At 63.2% G+C, this 19,497-nt stretch carries 21 protein-coding genes; 14 read left to right on the top strand and 7 right to left on the bottom strand.

What is annotated here, in order from left to right; genetic code table 11:
- Positions 1-91 precede the first annotated feature (91 nt).
- Complete coding sequence (locus F3H98_RS15625) at positions 92-835, top strand: creatininase family protein (protein WP_149761076.1); 744 nt, start codon at positions 92-94, stop codon at positions 833-835.
- A 27-nt stretch (positions 836-862) separates the two neighbouring features.
- On the opposite strand, the gene F3H98_RS15620 is transcribed toward F3H98_RS15625, so the two are convergent.
- The 3 genes from F3H98_RS15620 to F3H98_RS15610 form a co-directional block, all read right to left on the bottom strand.
- Positions 863-1,768 carry a carbohydrate ABC transporter permease gene (locus tag F3H98_RS15620; RefSeq protein WP_149761248.1) on the bottom strand — a complete coding sequence of 302 codons (906 nt, stop codon included), beginning with the start codon at positions 1,766-1,768 and terminating at the stop codon, positions 863-865.
- Positions 1,769-1,784: 16 nt separating this feature from the next.
- The gene (locus F3H98_RS15615; protein ID WP_149761075.1) at positions 1,785-2,873 is read right to left on the bottom strand and encodes a carbohydrate ABC transporter permease; all 1,089 of its coding nucleotides are present in this window, start codon (positions 2,871-2,873) and stop codon (positions 1,785-1,787) included.
- A 112-nt stretch (positions 2,874-2,985) separates the two neighbouring features.
- Entirely contained in the window at positions 2,986-4,662 is a 1,677-nt protein-coding gene (locus tag F3H98_RS15610; protein ID WP_149761247.1) for an ABC transporter substrate-binding protein, read from the bottom strand.
- A 274-nt stretch (positions 4,663-4,936) separates the two neighbouring features.
- Between F3H98_RS15610 and F3H98_RS15605 the strand changes: the two genes are divergently transcribed.
- From F3H98_RS15605 to F3H98_RS15585, 5 genes are read left to right on the top strand one after another with little or no spacing between them, the layout of a single operon-like run.
- Positions 4,937-5,995 (top strand): ABC transporter ATP-binding protein, encoded by a 1,059-nt coding sequence (locus tag F3H98_RS15605; RefSeq protein WP_149761246.1) that lies wholly within the window; start codon positions 4,937-4,939, stop codon positions 5,993-5,995.
- A 32-nt stretch (positions 5,996-6,027) separates the two neighbouring features.
- Positions 6,028-6,483, top strand: a complete 456-nt coding sequence (locus F3H98_RS15600) for an RbsD/FucU family protein (protein ID WP_149761074.1) — start codon at positions 6,028-6,030, stop codon at positions 6,481-6,483.
- 2 nt (positions 6,484-6,485) lie between these two features.
- The gene (gene rbsK, locus F3H98_RS15595) at positions 6,486-7,421 is read left to right on the top strand and encodes a ribokinase (RefSeq protein WP_149761245.1); all 936 of its coding nucleotides are present in this window, start codon (positions 6,486-6,488) and stop codon (positions 7,419-7,421) included.
- A 26-nt stretch (positions 7,422-7,447) separates the two neighbouring features.
- Positions 7,448-7,786 (top strand): toxin-antitoxin system TumE family protein, encoded by a 339-nt coding sequence (locus tag F3H98_RS15590; RefSeq protein WP_342211615.1) that lies wholly within the window; start codon positions 7,448-7,450, stop codon positions 7,784-7,786.
- On the top strand, positions 7,783-8,157 hold the full coding sequence (locus F3H98_RS15585; RefSeq protein ID WP_149761073.1) for an HVO_A0114 family putative DNA-binding protein: 375 nt from the start codon (positions 7,783-7,785) through the stop codon (positions 8,155-8,157). Before F3H98_RS15590 ends, F3H98_RS15585 begins: the two co-directional genes overlap by 4 nt.
- Position 8,158: 1 nt before the next feature.
- Here the strand turns inward: F3H98_RS15585 and F3H98_RS15580 are convergent, their stop codons facing one another.
- From F3H98_RS15580 to F3H98_RS15570, 3 genes are read right to left on the bottom strand one after another with little or no spacing between them, the layout of a single operon-like run.
- The gene (locus tag F3H98_RS15580) at positions 8,159-9,178 is read right to left on the bottom strand and encodes a Gfo/Idh/MocA family protein (RefSeq protein ID WP_149761243.1); all 1,020 of its coding nucleotides are present in this window, start codon (positions 9,176-9,178) and stop codon (positions 8,159-8,161) included.
- Positions 9,179-9,180: 2 nt separating this feature from the next.
- Positions 9,181-10,359 carry a mannonate dehydratase gene (gene uxuA, locus F3H98_RS15575; RefSeq protein ID WP_149761072.1) on the bottom strand — a complete coding sequence of 393 codons (1,179 nt, stop codon included), beginning with the start codon at positions 10,357-10,359 and terminating at the stop codon, positions 9,181-9,183.
- Positions 10,356-11,837: a mannitol dehydrogenase family protein gene (locus F3H98_RS15570; protein ID WP_149761071.1), complete on the bottom strand. Its 1,482-nt coding sequence runs from the start codon at positions 11,835-11,837 to the stop codon at positions 10,356-10,358. The genes uxuA and F3H98_RS15570 overlap by 4 nt, the downstream gene beginning before the upstream one ends.
- 262 nt (positions 11,838-12,099) lie before the next feature.
- Here F3H98_RS15570 and uxaC point away from each other — a divergent pair, with 262 nt between their 5' ends.
- The 8 genes from uxaC (at position 12,100) to F3H98_RS15530 (ending at position 19,250) form a co-directional block, all read left to right on the top strand.
- Positions 12,100-13,509, top strand: a complete 1,410-nt coding sequence (uxaC, locus tag F3H98_RS15565; RefSeq protein ID WP_149761070.1) for a glucuronate isomerase — start codon at positions 12,100-12,102, stop codon at positions 13,507-13,509.
- 40 nt (positions 13,510-13,549) lie between these two features.
- Positions 13,550-14,527: a TRAP transporter substrate-binding protein gene (locus tag F3H98_RS15560; RefSeq protein WP_149761069.1), complete on the top strand. Its 978-nt coding sequence runs from the start codon at positions 13,550-13,552 to the stop codon at positions 14,525-14,527.
- A 109-nt stretch (positions 14,528-14,636) separates the two neighbouring features.
- Positions 14,637-15,197, top strand: coding sequence for a TRAP transporter small permease (locus tag F3H98_RS15555; RefSeq protein WP_149761068.1), 561 nt, complete (start codon positions 14,637-14,639; stop codon positions 15,195-15,197).
- A gap of 4 nt (positions 15,198-15,201) precedes the next feature.
- Positions 15,202-16,482, top strand: coding sequence for a TRAP transporter large permease (locus tag F3H98_RS15550; protein WP_149761067.1), 1,281 nt, complete (start codon positions 15,202-15,204; stop codon positions 16,480-16,482).
- A 9-nt stretch (positions 16,483-16,491) separates the two neighbouring features.
- The gene (locus tag F3H98_RS15545; protein ID WP_149761066.1) at positions 16,492-17,262 is read left to right on the top strand and encodes a FadR/GntR family transcriptional regulator; all 771 of its coding nucleotides are present in this window, start codon (positions 16,492-16,494) and stop codon (positions 17,260-17,262) included.
- 29 nt (positions 17,263-17,291) lie between these two features.
- Positions 17,292-18,140, top strand: coding sequence for a 5-dehydro-4-deoxy-D-glucuronate isomerase (kduI, locus tag F3H98_RS15540; RefSeq protein ID WP_149761065.1), 849 nt, complete (start codon positions 17,292-17,294; stop codon positions 18,138-18,140).
- Positions 18,137-18,901, top strand: a complete 765-nt coding sequence (kduD, locus tag F3H98_RS15535; protein ID WP_149761064.1) for a 2-dehydro-3-deoxy-D-gluconate 5-dehydrogenase KduD — start codon at positions 18,137-18,139, stop codon at positions 18,899-18,901. Before kduI ends, kduD begins: the two co-directional genes overlap by 4 nt.
- Before the next feature lie 10 nt (positions 18,902-18,911).
- Positions 18,912-19,250: a cupin domain-containing protein gene (locus tag F3H98_RS15530; RefSeq protein ID WP_149761063.1), complete on the top strand. Its 339-nt coding sequence runs from the start codon at positions 18,912-18,914 to the stop codon at positions 19,248-19,250.
- On the opposite strand, the gene F3H98_RS15525 is transcribed toward F3H98_RS15530, so the two are convergent.
- Positions 19,251-19,496 carry a hypothetical protein gene (locus tag F3H98_RS15525; RefSeq protein ID WP_149761062.1) on the bottom strand — a complete coding sequence of 82 codons (246 nt, stop codon included), beginning with the start codon at positions 19,494-19,496 and terminating at the stop codon, positions 19,251-19,253.
- Between the last annotated feature and the right edge of the window lies 1 nt (position 19,497).

Raw genomic sequence — 19,497 nt, 5'->3', positions numbered from 1 at the left:
CGCTTGAGCATTGGACAGCAGACAGGCGCGTTGTTAGCTTCGCCGAGCGATTTTTCCCCCGTGCGGGGCGATACAGGGCGGCATATACCCCATGCGTTACGAACTCATGTTGCCTCATCAACTGCGCCGGGCGATCGACGAAAACTGGCCGGTCGTGCTGCCGCTCGGCGTGCTCGAATACCATGGCGAGCACATGGCGTTCGGCATGGACACCATTGCGGTCATCAAGCTCGTGGACCTGCTGGAGCAGGAGATGCAGATGGTCGTCCTGCCGCCCTTCTATTACGGCGCGGCGAGCTATGCGGTCGAGCCGCCGGAGCGCAACGGCTCGGTCCACGCCGACGCGGGAAAGCTTGCGCTCTTCGCCGAGGAATTGTTTCTCGGGCTGTTGCGGGTCGGCTTCCGCAACATCCATGGGTTCATCCATCACCAGACGGAGAATTTTGTCGCCGGCATGCCGACCGACCTCGCCTTCAAGTTTGCCGGGCGGCAGGCGATCTTCCGGTTCCTGGAAAAGCAGCGGGGCGAGGGCTGGTGGGGCAACAACGAGATGGCGGATTACTACGCCCAGCATGCCACCGGCAGCGATCCCTTCAACTGGATCAAGATCCATCCGCTCATGGATGCGGCCATCATCGCGCAATATCCGTTCGACCATGCCGGCATCGGCGAGACGTCGCTGATGATGGCGCTGTGTCCGGAAGCGGTGGACATGGACAGGTTTCCCGAAAACAAGGGCTGGTACACGGCGAGCGCCAAGGATGCTTCCGCCGAGCTTGGCCGCAAAGGCCGCGATCTTGTCCTGGCCCGCATGCGGACGCTGCTTAAGGGGTAGGGCGCAAGACATCGGCGAAGCCCGGAACTATTTCACCGCGCCTGCGGTCATGCCTTGGATGATATAGCGTTCGAGCACGACGCCGATGATGACCAGCGGCGCGATCGCAGCGGTCGAGAGCGCCGCCATCGACCACCAGTTGATGCCTTGCGAGCCGGTCTGGCTGGCCACCATCACAGGCAGGGTCTTGGCGTCGGTGCTGGTCAGAAGTGCTGCGAAGAAATATTCGTTCCAGCACAGCACCAGCGACAGCACGAAGGCGGCGACCATGCCGGGCAGCGCGATGGGAAGCACGATTTGAAAGAATGCGCCCCAGACCGAAAGGCCGTCGACGAGGGCTGCTTCCTCCAGTTCGATCGGGATCGACTTGAACTGGTCGCGCATGATCCAGATGACGATGGGCAGCACCATCAGCGCGTAGAGTAGGATGAGGCCGATGCGCGAATCCAGGAGGTTGAGTTCCTTGTAGAGGACGAGGAAGGGCAGCGCGAGGACGACGGGCGGCAAGATCAGCTGCGACAGGAAGAAGAACGAGATGTCGTCATTGCGCATCCATGCGAAGCGGTACTTGAAGCGTGTCAGCCCATAGGCCGCGAGGCTGCCGATGACGATGGCGAGCAGAGAGGCGCAGACGCTGGTGATGACGCTGTTGGTGAAACGCTTGACGAATTCGTCGCGCACCGTCGATGTCGTGCCGATCGTGTCTGGCGACAGGCCGAGCGACCGCCAGCCCTTCCAGTCGGGCTGGAAATCGACCCACGGAATAAGGTGGCCCTGGGTCACGTTCACTGCCTGTTTGAAGGAGGTGGTCACCGTCCAGTAGAGCGGGAACAGGCAAATGAACGCCCACAATAGCAACGCGCCGTAGATCAGCGCGCGGCTGCCGAGAAACCGGGCCTTCATTCCCGGCGTAACCGCGCTCTCCCCGATCATGCCGCTGGAAATCACTTCAGTTGACATCGCGGGTCCACCGGCTGACGAATTTCAGGAGCAGGGTGATGAAGATGATGATCAGGATGAGGTAGACCATCGCAAGCATGGTGCCGTAGCCGACATTGGAGCGGTCGCGGTATTCCCGGAAGATGAAGCTGGTGACCGTATCGGTGGCGCCTCCCGGTCCGCCCGAGGTGACGTTGATGACGATGTCGGCGAGCTTCAGCTTGAAAATGATGCGCAGGATCACCGCGGTGATCGACACCGGCAGCATCAGCGGGAAAGTGACGCCCCAGAAGGCCTGCCAGGGCGTTGCGCCGTCGACATGGGCGGCCTCCATCACATCTTTCGGCAGCGCCTGCAGGCCGGCGAGCAGCATGATCATCATGAAGGGGATGAACGTCCAGGCGTCGAGGAACATGATGCTGAGGCGGGCGATTTCGGGCGTGGCGAAGAAGGCCGGCGTATCCCAGCCAAGCCAGCGCGCCAGCTTCGCCGCCGGCCCGAAGCGGTATTCCATCAGCGATTTGCCGATCATCCAGGAAACCGCGACGGGCGACAGCATCAGCGGCAGCAGGAAGACGACGCGGAAGAATTTTCGCGCGCGGATCTGCGCGTTGAGCAGCAGCGCAAGCCCGAAGGCGACGACATACTCGACCAGCACCGCCAGCACGTAATAGATCATGTTGACGAGCGCGTTGCGGTAGTACGGGTCGGCCAGCATCTGCCAGAAATTGTCGAGGCCGTTGAACTTGCGGCCGGAAAAGCTCGACAAGTTCCAGTCGGTCATGGCGATGTAGAAGCCGAACAGCGTCGGGAAGATCACCATCGCCACGGTGAACAGCACCGCCGGCAGGATGAAAAGCGCCCGCCACCCGGCCTCGCCGCGCATCAGCACCTGGCCGATGCCGAGCGCTGCGCCCCAAACCACATAGGCATAGAGCACCACGCGCCACGTGTCATAGCCGAGCGGTGTGGCGCCCGATTTGTACAGAATCTGCATGGCGAACGCCGCCACGAGCAGCAGCGAACCGAGCCCGATGATCAGCTTGCCGGCATTGCGCCGCGCCGCCGGTATGTCGTCCGTCACGACCTCAAGTGCCATGCACGTTCCGGATCGTAGTGTTCATTGCATCGTCACCGATGGCCTTGGGTTGCACCGATATGCGAAACGAAAGGCTGGCGGCCTTGTCCGCCGCCAGCCCTGTGTTGCGCCGTCACATGCCCAGTGAAGCCTTGTAGAGCTTGATCTGGTTCTCGCGGCCGATCTGGTCGGTGATCTTCTCCCACGCCGCCGCGATGCGGTCGGCGCCCTCCTGCGCGGTTCCCTGGCCGGCGAAGGTTTTCGCCAGTTCGTCTTCCGCGACCGAATAGTACTGGAAGATGCCGGGAATGCGGGGTTCGATCGCCGCGTTCGGGTGGTTGTAGCTGTCTGCTTCCGACTTGAGATAGGACGAGATGAAGGCCTCGTCGTAGCCCGCCGCCACCCATTCCGGAATGTTGAAATGGCTGTTGCGGTAAGGCTGGAAGCCTGAGGGATAGGCTGCGCACCAGAGCGACAGGTCCTTGCCGCCGAGATGTGCCGCCGCCGACCACGCCGCCTTCTTCTTCTTTTCATCGCTGTCGACGCGCGCCATCACATAGACGCCCCAGCCGATATAGGCGCAGTTCGGCGCATAGTTCGGGCCGCTCGCCAGCTTGTCCCACTGGCCGGTCTTGGAGTTGTAGACGTCGTCCGAGCCCGGCAGGATCGAGAAGCCGGTGATGTCGCCGACCACCGAGGAATCGTTGGTCTTGACGTTGGAGCCGACATCGCCCCACCACACCACCATCGAGCCGGTGCCGGCGAGGAACTGCTGGAACGCCGTCTGGTTGGGATCGGCGTTGATCTGGTCCGGCGGCTCCGAAGGCAGCGCGTCGATGACGTCCTGGATCGCCCGTACCCAGGCCGGGTTGTTGATGCGCGGCTTCATCGTGTCGGGGTCGAACAGCCAGGCCTTGTCGTCTGGGTGCTTGGCGTAGGCGGAAGCGCGGCTGCCGAGGAAATAGAAGCCGAAACCGCCCCAGGCCTTTGGCGCGTCGAGATAGCCATAGACATCCTGGCCGCCGACCTGCTTGCCCTTGAGAAACTTCGTCGTTGCCTGCACCTGCTGCCAGGTCTTTGGCACGCCCCATTCGGCCAGGCCGGCCTTGTCACCGGTATCGGCTTTCCACGCTTCGGCAAGCGCTGCGTCGGAGAACACGTCGGTGCGGTAGTTGAAGTTGTGGGCGTCGCCGTCGACGGTAATGCGGTATTGCTTGCCGTCCCAGGTGCCGACCGGCGGCTGCAGGTAGCTGACGACGTCCTGCATGTCGATCTGCGCCTTGACCCAATCCGGCATCTCGGAGGTCAGGCCTTTGCCGCAGACATCGCCCTCGAAGGGCGCCCCCATCTGCAGGATGTCGAAGTCGACGGTGCTGGTGGCGATCGACTGCTGCAGGCGGGCGTTGTAGTCGGCCTGCGCCAGGTCGATCCAGTTGATCTTGGCGCCGGTATAGGCCTCCCACGGTTTCAGGAAGCCGCGGAACAATACGTTGTGCAGGTTCTGGTTGTTGAGACCCATGAAGGTCAGTTCGACGCCGGCGAACTCGCCTTCCTTGACGTTGGCCTTGGTGGCGGCGAGGCACAGTTCGCCGACTTTCTGGAAATCGGCGTCGGTCGGCTGTCCTTTGCCGACGCCCGGGATCTGCAGGATCTGCGCGCGCAGATCGTCCTGAGCGCTGGCGGGCCGGGTTAGCGCACCTATGAAACCGGACGATCCTGCGGCAAGCGCGCCAACCGCCGCAGCACCTTTCAAAACGTTTCGACGGCTGGATTGCAACTGCATCAGCCGGTCGTAGACCTCTTTTCGCATAGTCATTCCTCCCTGAAGTGATCGGCCCAGCGCTGTGGCTGGAACTCTTCGGCAGGTGGCTTCCGGTCGCGCTGTGCAACGGTCTCTCGGCAGGCTCCTTCCCAAACCCGCCGCGCTGCATGCTTCCTCTTCCGGGAAACAACACCAGTCCAAGCCAAAGCAGTATGGATCAAGTCGCCGGGAATTTTCAATCGATTGTTAGCGCGGTGGACACTCGCCAATCGGTCGGCTAATCGTTTCGCACGGCCAGTCGCCCGGCCGCATGGGAGGAATGATGGCGAAGGTGACCATTCGCGACGTCCGCAAGGCGTTCGAAGCCGTGGAAGTCATTCACGGAGTCTCGATCGACATAGCCGATGGCGAGTTCGTCGTGCTGGTGGGGCCGTCCGGCTGCGGCAAGTCGACGTTGCTGCGCATGATCGCCGGGCTGGAAAGCGTCACCGGCGGGCAGGTGGCGATCGGCGACAAGGTCGTCAACAACCTGGCCCCCGCCGAACGCGACATCGCCATGGTATTCCAGAATTACGCGCTCTATCCGCACAAGACGGTGGCGCAGAACATGGCTTTCGCCCTCAAACTCAGGCGCACCGATCCCAGGGAAATCGAGGAACGCGTTGGCAGGGCCGCCGATATCCTTGGCCTCAAGCCTTATCTACAGCGCTACCCCCGCCAGCTTTCCGGTGGCCAGCGGCAGCGCGTCGCCATGGGCCGCGCCATCGTGCGCAACCCGCAGGTCTTCCTGTTCGACGAGCCGCTTTCCAACCTCGACGCCAAATTGCGCGTCCAGATGCGCACCGAGATCAAGGAACTGCACCAGCGCCTGAAAACCACCACCGTCTACGTCACCCACGACCAGGTCGAGGCGATGACCATGGCCGACAAGATCGTCGTCATGCAGGACGGGCGCGTCGAACAGGTGGGGGCGCCGCTCGAACTGTTCGACCGGCCGGCCAATCTCTTCGTCGCGGGTTTCATTGGCTCGCCTTCGATGAACATATTGACCGGTACGGTGGCAGGTGGCGACAAGCCTGCTGTTTCGCTCGAAGGCGTCACCTTGCCCGTCGCCGGCAGGCATGCCGTCTCCGACGGCCAGCCGGTGCTGTTCGGCATCCGGCCCGAACATCTCGAACTGGCCTCCGACGGGTTTCCCGCGCAGATTTCGGTGGTCGAGCCGACAGGCTCGGAAACCATGGTTTTCCTGCGCGCCGGCGAAAGCAAGCTGGTGGCGCTGTTTCGCGAGCGGCATGATTTCAAGCCCGGCGACACCATCCATCTCAGGCCGCGGCCGGACCGCGTTCACCTGTTTCACGCGCAAACCGCGCAACGGATTTAGCCGGCTATTGATTTCGCGATGGGGAGAAAGACATGCTGAAAGGGATCAGTCCGCTTCTGAACGCCGAGGTGCTGCAGGCGTTGCGGGCAATGGGCCATGGCGACGACCTGATCGTGGCCGACACCAATTTCCCTTCCGATTCCATAGCCCGGCAAACGCGCCTGGGCAAGCTTCTCAGGATCGACAACGTCACCGCCGCGGATGCGGTAGCCGCCATCCTGTCGGTCTACCCGCTGGATACGTTCGTCGACGATGCCGCGGGCCGCATGGAGATCGTCGGCGCGCCAAAAGAGGTGCCGGCGGTGCAGCAGGAGGTGCAGAAGGAGATCGACAAGGCCGAGGGCAAGTCCTGGCCGATGATTTCGGTCGAACGCTACGCTTTCTACGAGCGCGCCAAGCAGGCCTATTGCGTCATCCAGACCGGCGAGCGGCGTTTCTATGGCTGTTTCGCCTTCCGCAAGGGCGTCATCCCGCCGGACGCCAAGTGAGCATGATGGCGAAGCCGATCGTCATCCTCGGCATCTTCGTTGCCGATACGGCCTACCGGGCGGCGCGAGCGCCGCGCATGGGCGAAACGATCCTGGGCACCGGCTTCAAGCTCGGTCCGGGCGGCAAGGGCTCGAACCAGGCGGTCGCGGCGGCGCGGCTGGAAGCCGATGTCTCCTTCATTACCCGGCTCGGCAAGGACACCTTCGCGGAGATGGCAATGCGGACCTGGGCGGAAGCCGGCGTAAACCCCCACGTTATCGAGACGCCGGAGAGCTATACGGGCGCGGCCTACATCTTCGTCGAGGAGACCACCGGCAACAACGCGATCATCGTTTCGCCAGGTGCGGCGTCACTGATCTCGCCGGCCGACATCGACGCCCACGCCGATCTGATCCGCTCGGCCGGCGTGTTCGTCACGCAGCTCGAACAGCCGGTCGAGGCCGCACTCCAGGCGCTTCGCACGGCGCGGGCGGCGGGTGTCGTCACGGTGCTCAATCCCGCACCTGCTGCACCGCTCGCCGACGAGATTTTCGGGCTTTGCGATTACGTCACGCCGAACGAGACCGAGACGGAGGAACTGACCGGCATGAAGGTCGAGACCGTCGATCAGGCGCGGGCGGCGGCGGCCAGGCTGATGGAGCGCGGCGCGGGTGCGGCCGTCATCACGCTCGGCGACAAGGGTGCGCTCCTGCACACCAAAACGCAGTCCGAGCTTGTGCCTGTCTACCGGGTCGGCCCGGTGGTGGAAACCACCGGTGCCGGCGATGCCTTCAACGGCGGCTTCGCGGTCGGGCTGGCGCGTGGCTTCACGCCGCTGGAAGCGGTGCGTTTCGGCTGCGCTGTGGCGGGCATCTCGGTGACCCGCCCGGGTACGGCGCCGTCGATGCCCAGCCTTGCCGAAGCGAATGTAATCTTCGCCGGGCGGTCGTCGGGGTAGGGACGCCAGCCGCCTTCAAATGTGGAATGTCTGGTGTTGTCATCGTTGACAACGGCGAGTATGATGACATCAAGGACAACATGAAAGCCGAGCTTGTCCACAGGGCGAAATCGATCCTCCCCGGTGGCGAAATTGTCGAGATGGTTGTCTGGCGGTTGCCCCGTCCTGTTGCTGGAAGCAGCCATCCTTACAAGTACCGTTTGTTTTTCGGGCGGGACGGAAAACGGATCGTCGGTTTCGACAATGAACGGGGAAAGGGGGATCACTGCCACCTCGATGGCAAGGAATACCCTTATCGGTTCACCTCCGTGAACGAGCTGATGGCCGATTTCCTTGCTGAAGTTCGAAAAAGGATGCCGACATGAAACGCGCGATTATTCAGGTTCGGGCCGAACAGGATGCCTCCGCTGTGCTGGAAAGCATGGGCAGGGATTTCGTCGACGCGTGGAATGGCGCAAAGGCAGCCGACCCCATCGCCACCTTTACGTTCAGCTCGCCAACCCAACTGTTTTCGGTGATCAGCCCCAAGCGTTGGGAACTGATCGAGCATTTGCAAAGAATCGGGCCATCAAGCATCCGAGGCCTGTCCCGCTCCCTGGAGCGGGACATAAGGCGCGTTCACGACGATGTGACAGCCCTTATCGAATGGGGAATCATCGAGCGGGACGATGACGGCAAGGTGTTGGTGCCTTTCGACGTGATTCACGCCGATTTTGATTTGCGCGCCGTCGCCTGATTCAAACCACCTGCCTCTGGCCCGTCTCCGACGAGCGCAGGATCGCCTCGATCAGGCGGTGCACCTTTAGCGCCTCGCGTCCTGTCACCAGCGGCGAGCGATCCGATTCGATGGCATCGAGGAAATCGGCGATCACCGCGCGGTGGTGATGATGCGAAAAGGCCATGGGGTCGGCGCCGGCGCCGCCGGCCGCCTCGTCCGTCGCCGAAAGTTCGGTGCCGTCGTGGAACTGCGCCGAAAGCTCGGTTCCATGCAAGCGGGCCATGCCTTCGGTGCCGATGATGTCGATGGCGTCAGGCAGGCCGGGATAGGCTGTCGTGGTGGCGCTGACGGTGCCGATTGCGCCATTGCCGAAGCGGATCGCGCCCATCGCCAGGTCTTCGGTTTCCATGCGGTGAACAGGGCTCGTCGTCGCATATGCGGTGACCTCGACCGGCAGGCCGGCCAGCGAGATCAAGAGGTCGAGCGTGTGGATCGCCTGGGTCAAAAGCACGCCACCGCCGTCGCGGGCCTTGGTGCCACGCCCCGACTGGTCGTAGTAGCTTTGCGGCCGCCAGTTGGAGAGCCGCGCGGAGGCGCTGACCATGGCGCCGAGGCGGCCGTCATTCATGATGCCGGCGAGTGCCCTGCTGACCGGCCGGAAGCGGTGCTGCAAGACGATGCCGAGCTTGACCCCTGCCTGATCCGCAGCCGCAACCAAAGCTTCGGCGCGCTCGAGACTGGTTTCCAGCGGCTTTTCCAGAAGGATGTGCTTGCCTGCAGAGGCGGCTCGCCGCACGAGTTCCAGATGGGTGTTGGGTGGCGTCAGCAGCAGCATCGCGCCGATCGACGCATCAGCGAAAATAGTTTCGGCATCATCGCATGTGGGAAAGCCATATGTTTGTGCGAATGCCTGCCGGCGATCTGCACTCGGGCTGAACGCCGCCGCCACCTCGACGCGGTCGCTAAGGTCGCGCAGGCTTTTTGCATGCGGCGCTGCCGCCATGCCAAGCCCGATGATGGCAAGCCGTGTCTTTGCCATCATCAATACCCGAACGTGTCGATGGTGCGCATGATGCCGCGCAGTTCCGCAAGGCCCTTGAGGCGGCCGATGCAGGAATAGCCGGGATTCACTTTCTTGCCGATGTCGTCGACGATGGCGTGGCCATGGTCGGGCCGCATCGGGATTTCCCAGTCGTCGCGTCCTTCGGCTTTGCGCTTGCGCTCTTCGGCCATCAGCAGCGCCACGACCCGCACCATGTCGGTGTCGCCTTCCAGGTGTTCGGCCTCATGGAACGAACCGTCTTCCTCCTTGGTCACGTTGCGCAGATGCGCGAAATGGATGTCGGGAGCGAATTCGTCTGCCATGGCGACGAGGTTGTTCTGGGCTCCCGCTCCGTAGGAGCCCGTGCAAAGTGTCAGCCCGTTCGATGGCGAGCGGCGCGCGGAAAGCAGCGCGCGCGCGTCGGCAGCGCTTGAGACGACGCGCGGCAGCCCAAAGATCGGGAAGGGCGGGTCGTCGGGATGGATCGCCATTCGAACGCCCGCTTCCTCCGCGGCGGGCACGATCTCGCGCAGGAAAGCGAACAGGTTTTCCCGCAAGCCTTCGGCCGACAGGTCGCGGTAGACATCGAGCGCGCGGCGGAAGCTGTCGCGGTCGTAGATGAATTCGCGCGCCGGCACCCAGCCGATCAGGTTCTGCTCCAGCCGCGCGAGGTCGCTTTCGCTCATTGCGGCGAGGCGCTTGTGGGCGGCAGCGATACGCTCTGCGGGATGATCGTTTTCGGCGTTGCGGCGCCTCAGCACCAGCACGTCGTAAGCGCAGAACTCGACGATGTCGAAGCGCAGCGCCGTGCCCCCGTGCCACATCGGATAGTCGAGGTCGGTGCGCGTCCAGTCGGTGATCGCCATGAAATTGTAGCAGACGGTCTTGATACCCGCGGAGGCGACGGCCTGGATCGACGCCTTGTAGTTTTCGATCAGTTCGCGAAAACGGCCGGTCCGCGTCTTGACGTCCTCGTGGACGATAATGCTCTCGACCACCGACCAGGTGAGGCCTGCCGCTTCGACCTCGGCCTTGCGCTTGGCGATTTCGTCGTCCGGCCAGATGCGGCCGTCGTTCAGGTGGTGCAGCGCGGTAACGATGCCTGTAGCGCCCGCCTGGCGCACATGCGAAAGCTTCACCGGGTCGTCGGGCCCGAACCAGCGCCAGGTCTGTTTCAAGACGGGGAATCCTTCTTCTTCGCGAGTTCTAAAAGGGCAAATGCGACGCCCTTTCCACGGATGGCTTGGAGGTGGCTAGCCGTTGCCTTTGCGAGCCGATCCCGGCGTGTATGGCCTTTGGCAAACCCGGCGGCATCGAACACCCGGGTTACGGTATCGGCCGCTGAAGGTTTGTCCGCGGCGATCGCCGCGAGCGGCCCGTCCAGCGGGTCGGTGAAAAGGCCTGCGTCAAGCTGCGTTCCACGCGCTTCGCACGCGGCAATCCAGGCCGCAACCACCAGCATCAGGTGGCTGATATCAGCGTTTTCACCAGCTCGCTGCAGCGCCGAAGCAATGATGCGCTGCGGCAGCTTCTGGCTGCCGTCAATGGCTATCTGGGCGGTGCGGTGTTGCAATGCCGTGTTGTCGTAACGGTCGGTGAGTTTTTTCGTATAGGCGGCAGGGTCGAGCTCGGCATCTTTGGGCAGGGTAGGGATAGCTTCGCCCCACAAGCCTTCGACGAAGCGCCGGATAGCCTTATCCGCGAAGGCCTCGGCTACGGTCGCGTGGCCAAGCAGCAGGCCGAGATAGGCAATCGCCGAATGCGAGCCGTTGAGCAGCCTGAGCTTCATGTCCTCGAATGGGCTTACATCCTCCACCATGGTCACGCCGAAGCGTTCCCAGTCCGGCCGGCCGGCGGTGAACCTGTCCTCGATCACCCATTGGCAGAAGGGTTCGGTCATCACCGGCCAGGCGTCATCGACGCCGAGCTGCTCGCAGATGCGTGCCCGATCCTCGTCGGTCGTTGCCGGAACGATGCGGTCGACCATGCTCGACGGGAACGCGACCTGGCTTGCGATGCCCTCCAGCCCGTCGCCGCGTTTGGCGGCAAACTGCAGGAGGAGCCGCCGCAGCGTCGCGCCATTGGCCGGAAGGTTGTCGCAGCAAAGCACGGTGAAGAGCGGTGCTCCCGCCGCTGTTCGGCGAAGCAGGGCTTTGGCCAGAAAACCGTACAAGGTTTTCGGCTTGCCGGGGTTCGAGAGATCCCAGGCGATATCCGGATGGGCGATGTCGAGATCGCCGGCGGCGTCGCGCAGATAGGCTTTCTCGGTCACAGTGAGTGTCACGATGCGAATACCGGGATCGGCCAGCGCATCAAGCAGTGCTTCCGGGTTCTCCGGGGCGACCAATGTCGAGACGATCGACCCGATGACGCGCAGATCTTCGCGCTGGCCGTGGCGAACGGCAAGCGTGTAGAGCCCGTCCTGCGGCGCCAGCGCATCGCGCGTGTCGGCGCTGCGCAGCGAAGCGCCGACGATGCCCCAGCCGGCTTCTCCGGCGGCCAGGCATTCGTCGACATAGGCTGCCTGGTGCGCGCGGTGGAACGCGCCGAGGCCGAGATGCACGATGCCGGGTACAATTTTTGCGCGATCGTAAAGAGGCGCTGCAATTGATGCAGGCAGGGATTCTAGCGTTGCTTTGGAAAGCCGCCAGGTCATCGCCACGATCCAAGGACGACTGCCGGCGGACGCTCTACGTTGCCCCCCTCTGTCCTGTGGGACAGGGGGAGATGTCCGGCAGGACAGAGGGGGGCAACGTAGAGCGTCAACATATCGCCTCAAGCAAGCACTTTAAAAGCCTAGCATCGAAAATACGGCGGCTGCAATAAAGTCATCATACAACTATACACTTTTTGTATGTTGACATTATCAGTCGTCGGCCCTAGCCATTGATTGCCGAAGGAGGAGCGGCAGCGCTGGCATGAGCATGCTCATCGACCCCGATCTGTTGTTTCCAGCCGAAACGCGCATCCGTTCGATTGCGCGCGACCTCTATGCCGGCGTCAAAAACCTGCCGCTGATCAGCCCGCACGGCCACACCGATCCGAGGTGGTATGCCTTGAACGAGCCGTTTCCGGACCCGGCGCGGCTGCTCATCGTTCCCGATCACTACATTTTCCGCATGCTGTTCAGCCAGGGCGTGCGCCTGGAGGATCTCGGCGTCCCGACGCTCGATGGCTCGCCGTTCGAAGCCGATGGCCGCAAGATCTGGCGGCTGTTTGCCGAGAACTACCACCTGTTCCGCGGCACCCCGACCCGCATCTGGCTGGACTATGTGTTTTCGGACCTGTTCGGCATCGCCGAACCGCTGAGCGTCCAAACCGCCGACGCGCATTACGACTCCATCGCCAGCCTGCTCCAGACCGACGGCTACCGTCCCCGGGCGCTTTTCGAGCGCTTCAACATCGAGGCGATCGCCACCACCGACGGCGCGCTCGACGATCTCAAATGGCATGCGATGATCCGCGACAGCGGCTGGAAGGGCCGCGTGGTGACGGCCTACCGGCCGGATTCGGTGGTCGACCCGGACTTCGAAGGGTTTCGCGAGAACCTCGACCGTCTAGGTGAAATGACCGGCTGCGACACCGGAAGCTGGCGGGGCTATCTGGATTCTCACAGGTCACGCCGGGCGTTCTTCAAGTCTTTTGGCGCCACGTCCACCGACCACGGCCATCCGACCGCGGAGACCGCCAATCTCTCCACCGCGGCAGCCGAAGAATTGTTCAATCGCATCTGGGCCGGTTCGGAAGACGAGCGCGAGCGGCGGCTTTTTCGCGCGCAAATGCTGACCGAAATGGCGAAAATGAGCCTCGACGACGGGCTCGTCTTGCAAATCCACCCCGGTTCCTGGCGAAATCACTCGCCCTCGATGCTGAAGAGGTTCGGCCGCGACAAGGGTTTCGACATCCCGACCCGCACCGACTACGTGACCGCGCTGAAGCCGTTGCTCGATGCGGTCGGCACCGAACCGGACCTTTCGGTCATCGTCTTTACACTGGACGAAACGAGCTATGCCCGCGAGCTTGCGCCGCTGGCCGGCGTCTATCCGGCGCTGCGGCTCGGTCCGGCCTGGTGGTTCCACGACAGCCCGGAAGGCATGCGGCGCTTCCGCGAAATGACCACCGAAACCGCGGGCTTCTACAACACGGTCGGCTTCAACGACGACACCCGCGCCTTTCCATCCATTCCGGCCCGCCACGATGTGGCGCGCCGGGTCGATTGCGCATTCCTCGCGCGCCTCGTCTCGGAACATCGCCTGAGAGAAGACGAGGCGCACGAGCTTGCGCACGAACTGGCCTATACGCTGGCGAAAAAGGCGTACCGGCTCTAACGGCGGCTCGCCCCGCCATCCATGCAAACGGGAGGAAACCATGTTGCATTTTTCGAAACTGGCGGGGGCCACATGGCTTGCTGCTTCGCTGTTGATCGGGTCGGCGTCGGCGCAGACCGTGCTGCGTTCATCCGACACCCATCCGGACGGTTATCCGACCGTCGAGGCGGTGAAGTATTTCGGCGAGCTGGTGAAGGAGCGCACCGCCGGACGCTATGCGGTGGAAGTCTATCACTCCGCGCAGCTCGGCGAGGAAAAGGACACGATCGAGCAGGTGCGCTCCGGCGTCATCGACTTGAACCGCGTCTCGATGGCGCCGTTCAACGGCCTCATCGCCGAGACCACGGTGCCGTCGCTGCCTTATCTCTTCCGCTCGGAAGAGCACATGCACAAGGTCATGGACGGCGATGTCGGCAACCAGATCGCGGCCGCCTTCGACCAGGTCGGCCTGGTGCTGCTTGCCTTCTATGACGGCGGCGCACGTTCCTTCTACAATTCCAAAAAGCCGATCAACACGCTGGAAGACATGAAGGGCATGAAGTTCCGCGTCATCCAGTCCGACATCTTCGTCGACATGGTGGCCGCTCTCGGCGCCAACGCGACGCCGATGCCTTACGGCGAAGTCTATTCGGCGATCGAGACCGGCGTCATCGACGGCGCAGAGAACAATTTCCCGAGCTATGACACCGCCAAGCACGCCGAGGTGGCGAAGTTTTATTTGCTCGACGAACACACGATGGTGCCCGAGGCATTCGTCATGGCGAAGTCGAGCTTCGACAAGCTGACGCCGGAAGACCAGGCGATCTTCAAGCAGGCCGCCAAGGACAGCGTTGCCAAGCAGCGCGAACTGTGGACCGCCAAGGTGAAGGAATCGCGCGCCAAGGTGGAAGCTGCCGGCTCGCAGATCACCACGCCGGACAAGCAGCCTTTCATCGACGCCATGGCGCCGGTCTACGAGAAGCACGTCAAGGACGCCAAGATCAAGGCGCTCGTCGACGCGGCGCGGGCGGTGCAGTGAGGCGCTAACGTTGCAGCTGCTCTCCTCTCCCCGTCGTTGCGGGGAGAGGGTGCCGGCAGGCAGGTGAGGGGTAGCGTCGAGCAAGGAAACGAAGGCACGAGAGCACAAGATGTCCGCCACACTGGAAAAAACAGGCCGCGTTCTGTCCCGCCTCAACACCCTCGTGTTGTGGGCGGCGGGCACCGGCCTCGTGCTGATGACCATCTTCGTCGCCTGGCAGGTTTTCTGCCGTTACGTGCTCAACGATTCTCCGAGCTGGACCGAGCCGGGCGCGGTGATGCTGATGAGCTGGTTCATCTTCCTGGGCGCTGCGGTCGGGGTGCGTGAAAACTATCATCTCGGCTTCGACGTGCTGCTCTATGCGCTGCCGAAAGGTGGCAAGAAGTGGCTGAGGATGATCTCCGATCTCGTCGCGCTTGCCTTCGGCATCGGCATGATCTGGTACGGCTGCCAGCTGGTTGCCCTGACCTGGGGTTCCGTCCTGCCCTCGCTCGGCATTTCCGGCGGCTGGGACTACGTGCCGCTGGTCGCCGGCGGCGTGCTGGTGGTGCTGTTCACGCTGGAACGCATCGTGCTGCGTCTCGCCGGGGTGCCGATCGACGATGCTCTTGACGAACTGCCGCCGGCCGAAGTCGCCGCCGAACTCGATACAGCAAACGTGAAGGTCTGACGCCATGGAACTCTGGATCTTGTTCGGCGTCTTCACGCTTCTCATGATCATCGGCACGCCGATCGCCTTCTGCCTCGGCGTCGCCAGCTTTGCCACGGTCATCTATATGGGCCTGCCGCCGCTGGTCGTGTTCCAGCGGCTGAACTCCGGCATGAGTGTGTTTTCGCTGCTGGCGATCCCCTTCTTCATCTACGCCGGCGACCTGATGGTGCGGGGAGGCATCGCACAGAAGATCGTCGCCTTTGCCGCATCGATGGTCGGGCATCTGCGCGGCGGACTGGGGCAGGTGAACATCGTCACCGCGACGCTGTTCGGCGGCATTTCCGGCTCGGCGGTGGCCGAGGCTGCAGCGGTCGGCGGCCTGATGATCCCGCAGATGAAGGAGCGCGGCTACGGCGCCGACTATGCGGTGAACGTCACCTCGATGGCGGCGCTGATCGCGCTGCTGCTGCCGCCCTCGCACAACATGATCATCTATTCGATCTCGGCCGGCGGCAAGATTTCCATCGCCGATCTCTTCACGGCGGGCATCATCCCCGGCCTGCTGCTTGCCCTGTCCCTCATGGTGACCGCCTATTTCGTGGCGCGCTCCCGCGGCTATCCCACGGAGCGGTTCCCCGGACTGGCGACGGTGGTGCATCTGGCGGCCGTCGCGGTGCCCGGTCTCCTGCTGATCGCCATCATTTTCGGCGGCGTGCGCTCCGGCGTCTTCACCGCCACCGAGAGCTCCTGCATTGCCGTCATCTATGCCTTGCTGGTCACCGTCTTCGTCTACCGGCAGATGAGCTGGGAAGCTTTCGTGCACGCCACCCATGGCGCGGTGCGCACCACCGCGATGGTGCTTCTCATCATCGGCATGGCGGCGGCATTCTCCTGGCTGATGGCCTTCCTCAAGGTGCCGGCAGCCCTGATCGCCTCGATGAACGCCGTCTCCGACAATCCGCTGGTCGTGCTTCTTCTGCTCAACCTTCTGATGCTCTTTCTCGGCACCTTCATGGACATGGGGCCGACGATCATCATCTGCACGCCGATCTTCCTGCCGGTGGCGCAAGCCTATGGCATTGATCCCGTGCATTTCGGTGTCATCATGATCCTCAATTTCGGCATCGGGCTGAACACGCCGCCGGTCGGAGCTGTGCAATTCGTCGCCTGCGCGGTGGGCAAGATCAGCGTGTGGGAAGCGATGCGCTCGATCTGGCCGTTTTATGCCGCCGGGCTCGTGGTTCTCGGGCTGGTGACGTATATCCCGGCGATCTCACTGTGGCTGCCCAGCGTGTTCAGATAGGGGCTCGACATGACCGACATCGCGACCGACCAGCGCATCGAGCGCAAACCGAAGCTCTCCGAACATGTCGTCGCGGCCTTGCGTTCGCAGGTCATCGGCGGCGAGATCATGCCCGGCCACAAACTGCCGACCGAAAGCCAGCTGACCGAGACTTTCGGGGTAAGCCGCACCGTCATCCGGGAGGCGATCGCATCGCTGGCGGCCGACGGACTGGTCGAGTCGCGGCAAGGGGCGGGCGTGTTCGTGCTGGAGCACCCGGCCTCAACGTTCAGTTCGTTCAGCCAGGAGATCAAGAAGGTCAGCCAGGCAATCAACGTGCTGGAAGTGCGCATGGGCATCGAGATCGAGAGCGCGGGGCTGGCGGCGACACGCCGCAACGCAGCGCAGGAAGCGCTCATCCAGGAAGCGTTTTTCGAATTCGAGCGGCTGCTCAACCTGGGCGAGCCGACCGGCAAGGCGGATTTCGCCTTTCACCGGGAGATCGCCTCTGCGACCAACAATCCCTTCTATGTCGAAATCCTCGACGCGCTCGGCGACCGCACCATTCCGTGCGACCGCAATTCGCCCTGGTATTCGGTCGAGGTGTTGTCGACTGAATATTTGACTGGTCTGCAGCGCGAGCACCTGTTGATCCTCAAGGCGATCTCGGCCGGCGACGCGCAAGCGGCCCGCGACGCCATGCGCGCCCATCTGATTGCCGCGCAGGACCGCTATCGCAACCGTCTGACCAGCCAGCAGGCCGAATACCTTGCCGCCAGCCCGCGGGTCAGAACGACCTAACCGCAAATCCGAAAAGAAGAACTCGCGACATGCCAGACAGCACCAGCTATTCGTCCCGCTTTGCCATCGACCCCAACGCCGCGGCCGCGATGGGCACGGACGAACTGCGCCATCATTTCCACATTGGCGACCTTTTCCAGGCCGGACGGATAAATCTCACCTATACCCATTACGACCGCATGATCGTCGGCGGCGCCATGCCGATGGACGAACCGCTTGCGCTCGAAGCGATCAAGCCGACGGGTACGAAAAATTTCCTCGACCGGCGCGAACTGATCGCCGTCAACGTCGGCGGCGCTGGCAGCGTGAAGGCCGGCGACGAGACCCATGCCATTGGGCCGCGCGACATGATCTATGTCGGCATGAGCACGCAAAGCGTCGCCTTCTCGTCGGACGACGCGGCTGCGCCTGCGAAGTTCTATCTGCTCAGCGCACCGGCGCATCAGGCTCATCCGACCAGGCGGATCGCCATTTCCGACGCCAAGCGTATCGATCTCGGCAGCCAGCAGACCTCGAACGAGCGGTCGATCTTCCAGTTCATCCATCCGGAGGGCGCAAAGACCTGCCAGCTCGTCGTCGGCATGACACAACTGGCTCCCGGCTCCGTCTGGAACACCATGCCCTGTCATATCCACGACCGGCGCATGGAGGCCTACTTCTATTTCGACCTGGCGGAGACTGCGCGGGTCTTCCACTTCATGGGCGAACCCGACGAAACGCGGCATGTGGTGATGAAAAACGAGGAGGCGGTGCTGTCGCCCGGCTGGTCGATCCACTCCGGCGCGGGAACCTCCAACTATTCCTTCATCTGGGCAATGGCCGGTGACAATGTCGACTACGCCGATGTCGACATGGTGGCGATGGAGGACCTGCGATGACCGACCTTTCCGCATTCAGCCTTTCGGGCAAGAAAATCATCGTCACCGGCGCCAACACCGGCATCGGGCAAGGCATCGCCTTGTCGGTGGCGAAGGCGGGTGCGACCGTCATCGGCGTCGGGCGTTCGTCTATGGACGAGACGGCGGCAAGCGTCGCCGCGGTGGGAGGCTCGTTTATCCCCATCGCCTGCGACCTTGGCGATCACAAAGCGGCAGCCGCGATGCTCGACGCGGCGTGGAGCGAACACGGCCCAGTCGATGGCCTGGTCAACAATGCCGGCATCATAAGGCGCGCCGATGCGGTGGACTTCACCGAAGAGGACTGGGACGACGTCATGGACATCAACCTGAAATCGCTCTTCTTCCTGACCCAGGCCCTTGCCAGAAAGGCGATCGCCGCGGGACGGGAAGGGCGCGTCGTCAACATCGCTTCGATGCTGTCCTTCCAGGGCGGCATCCGCGTCGCCTCCTACACCGCGTCAAAGCATGGCGTGCTCGGCGTGACCCGGCTGTTGGCCTGCGAGTGGGCTGCCAAGGGCATCAATGTCAACGCGATCGCGCCGGGCTACATCGTCACCAACAACACCGAGGCGCTGCGCAACGATCCCGACCGCAGCACCGCGATCCTCGGGCGCATTCCGGCGGGGCGCTGGGGCGAGGCGTCCGATATCGGCGATGCCGCGGTGTTCCTTTTGGCGCCGGCTTCCAAATACATGCACGGCGCAGTCGTGCCCGTCGATGGCGGCTGGCTGGCGAGATAAGGATACTTCGATGGCCGAAACCAAACTCTTCTCGCGCGCCGGCGAAGGCGAATGGACGACAACGCCCGATGGCAACCGCCGCCGGGTGCTGCTGCACACCGACGAACTGATGATGGTCGAGTTCGGCTTCGAAAAAGGCGGCGTGGGCGCCCTGCATTCGCACCCGCATGTGCAGTCGAGCTACGTTGCCGAAGGCCGTTTCGAAGTGGTCATCGACGGCAAGGTGGAAACACTCTCGGCCGGCGACGGCTTCATCGTGCCATCGAACCTGGTGCACGGCGTGAAGGCGCTGGAGGCTGGCCGGCTGGTCGACACATTCACCCCGCACCGCGCCGATTTCCTGGCCTGATCAGGGCCGGGTTTTCCCCGCCATGCGCGCCAGCCAGTCCTTGCCGACGCCGTGGTCGCGGATGATCGACAGCGGATCCTCGGCGTCGAGGCGCGAGCAGGTGCGGTAGACTTCCAGCGTTTCGGCGCTCATTTCGCCGCGCTTGTAGAAAAACATCGCCGCCGCATAACGGGTGCGGCCGGACCATTCCTCGCCGAGCGGCGTGTTGACCAGCGCCCATTGTTCGGCGGTTTCGTCGTCGTCCATC

This window comes from Neomesorhizobium albiziae (assembly GCF_900114255.1).
Classification (GTDB): domain Bacteria; phylum Pseudomonadota; class Alphaproteobacteria; order Rhizobiales; family Rhizobiaceae; genus Neomesorhizobium; species Neomesorhizobium albiziae.
This window is presented reverse-complemented; position numbering and strand designations above follow the sequence as displayed.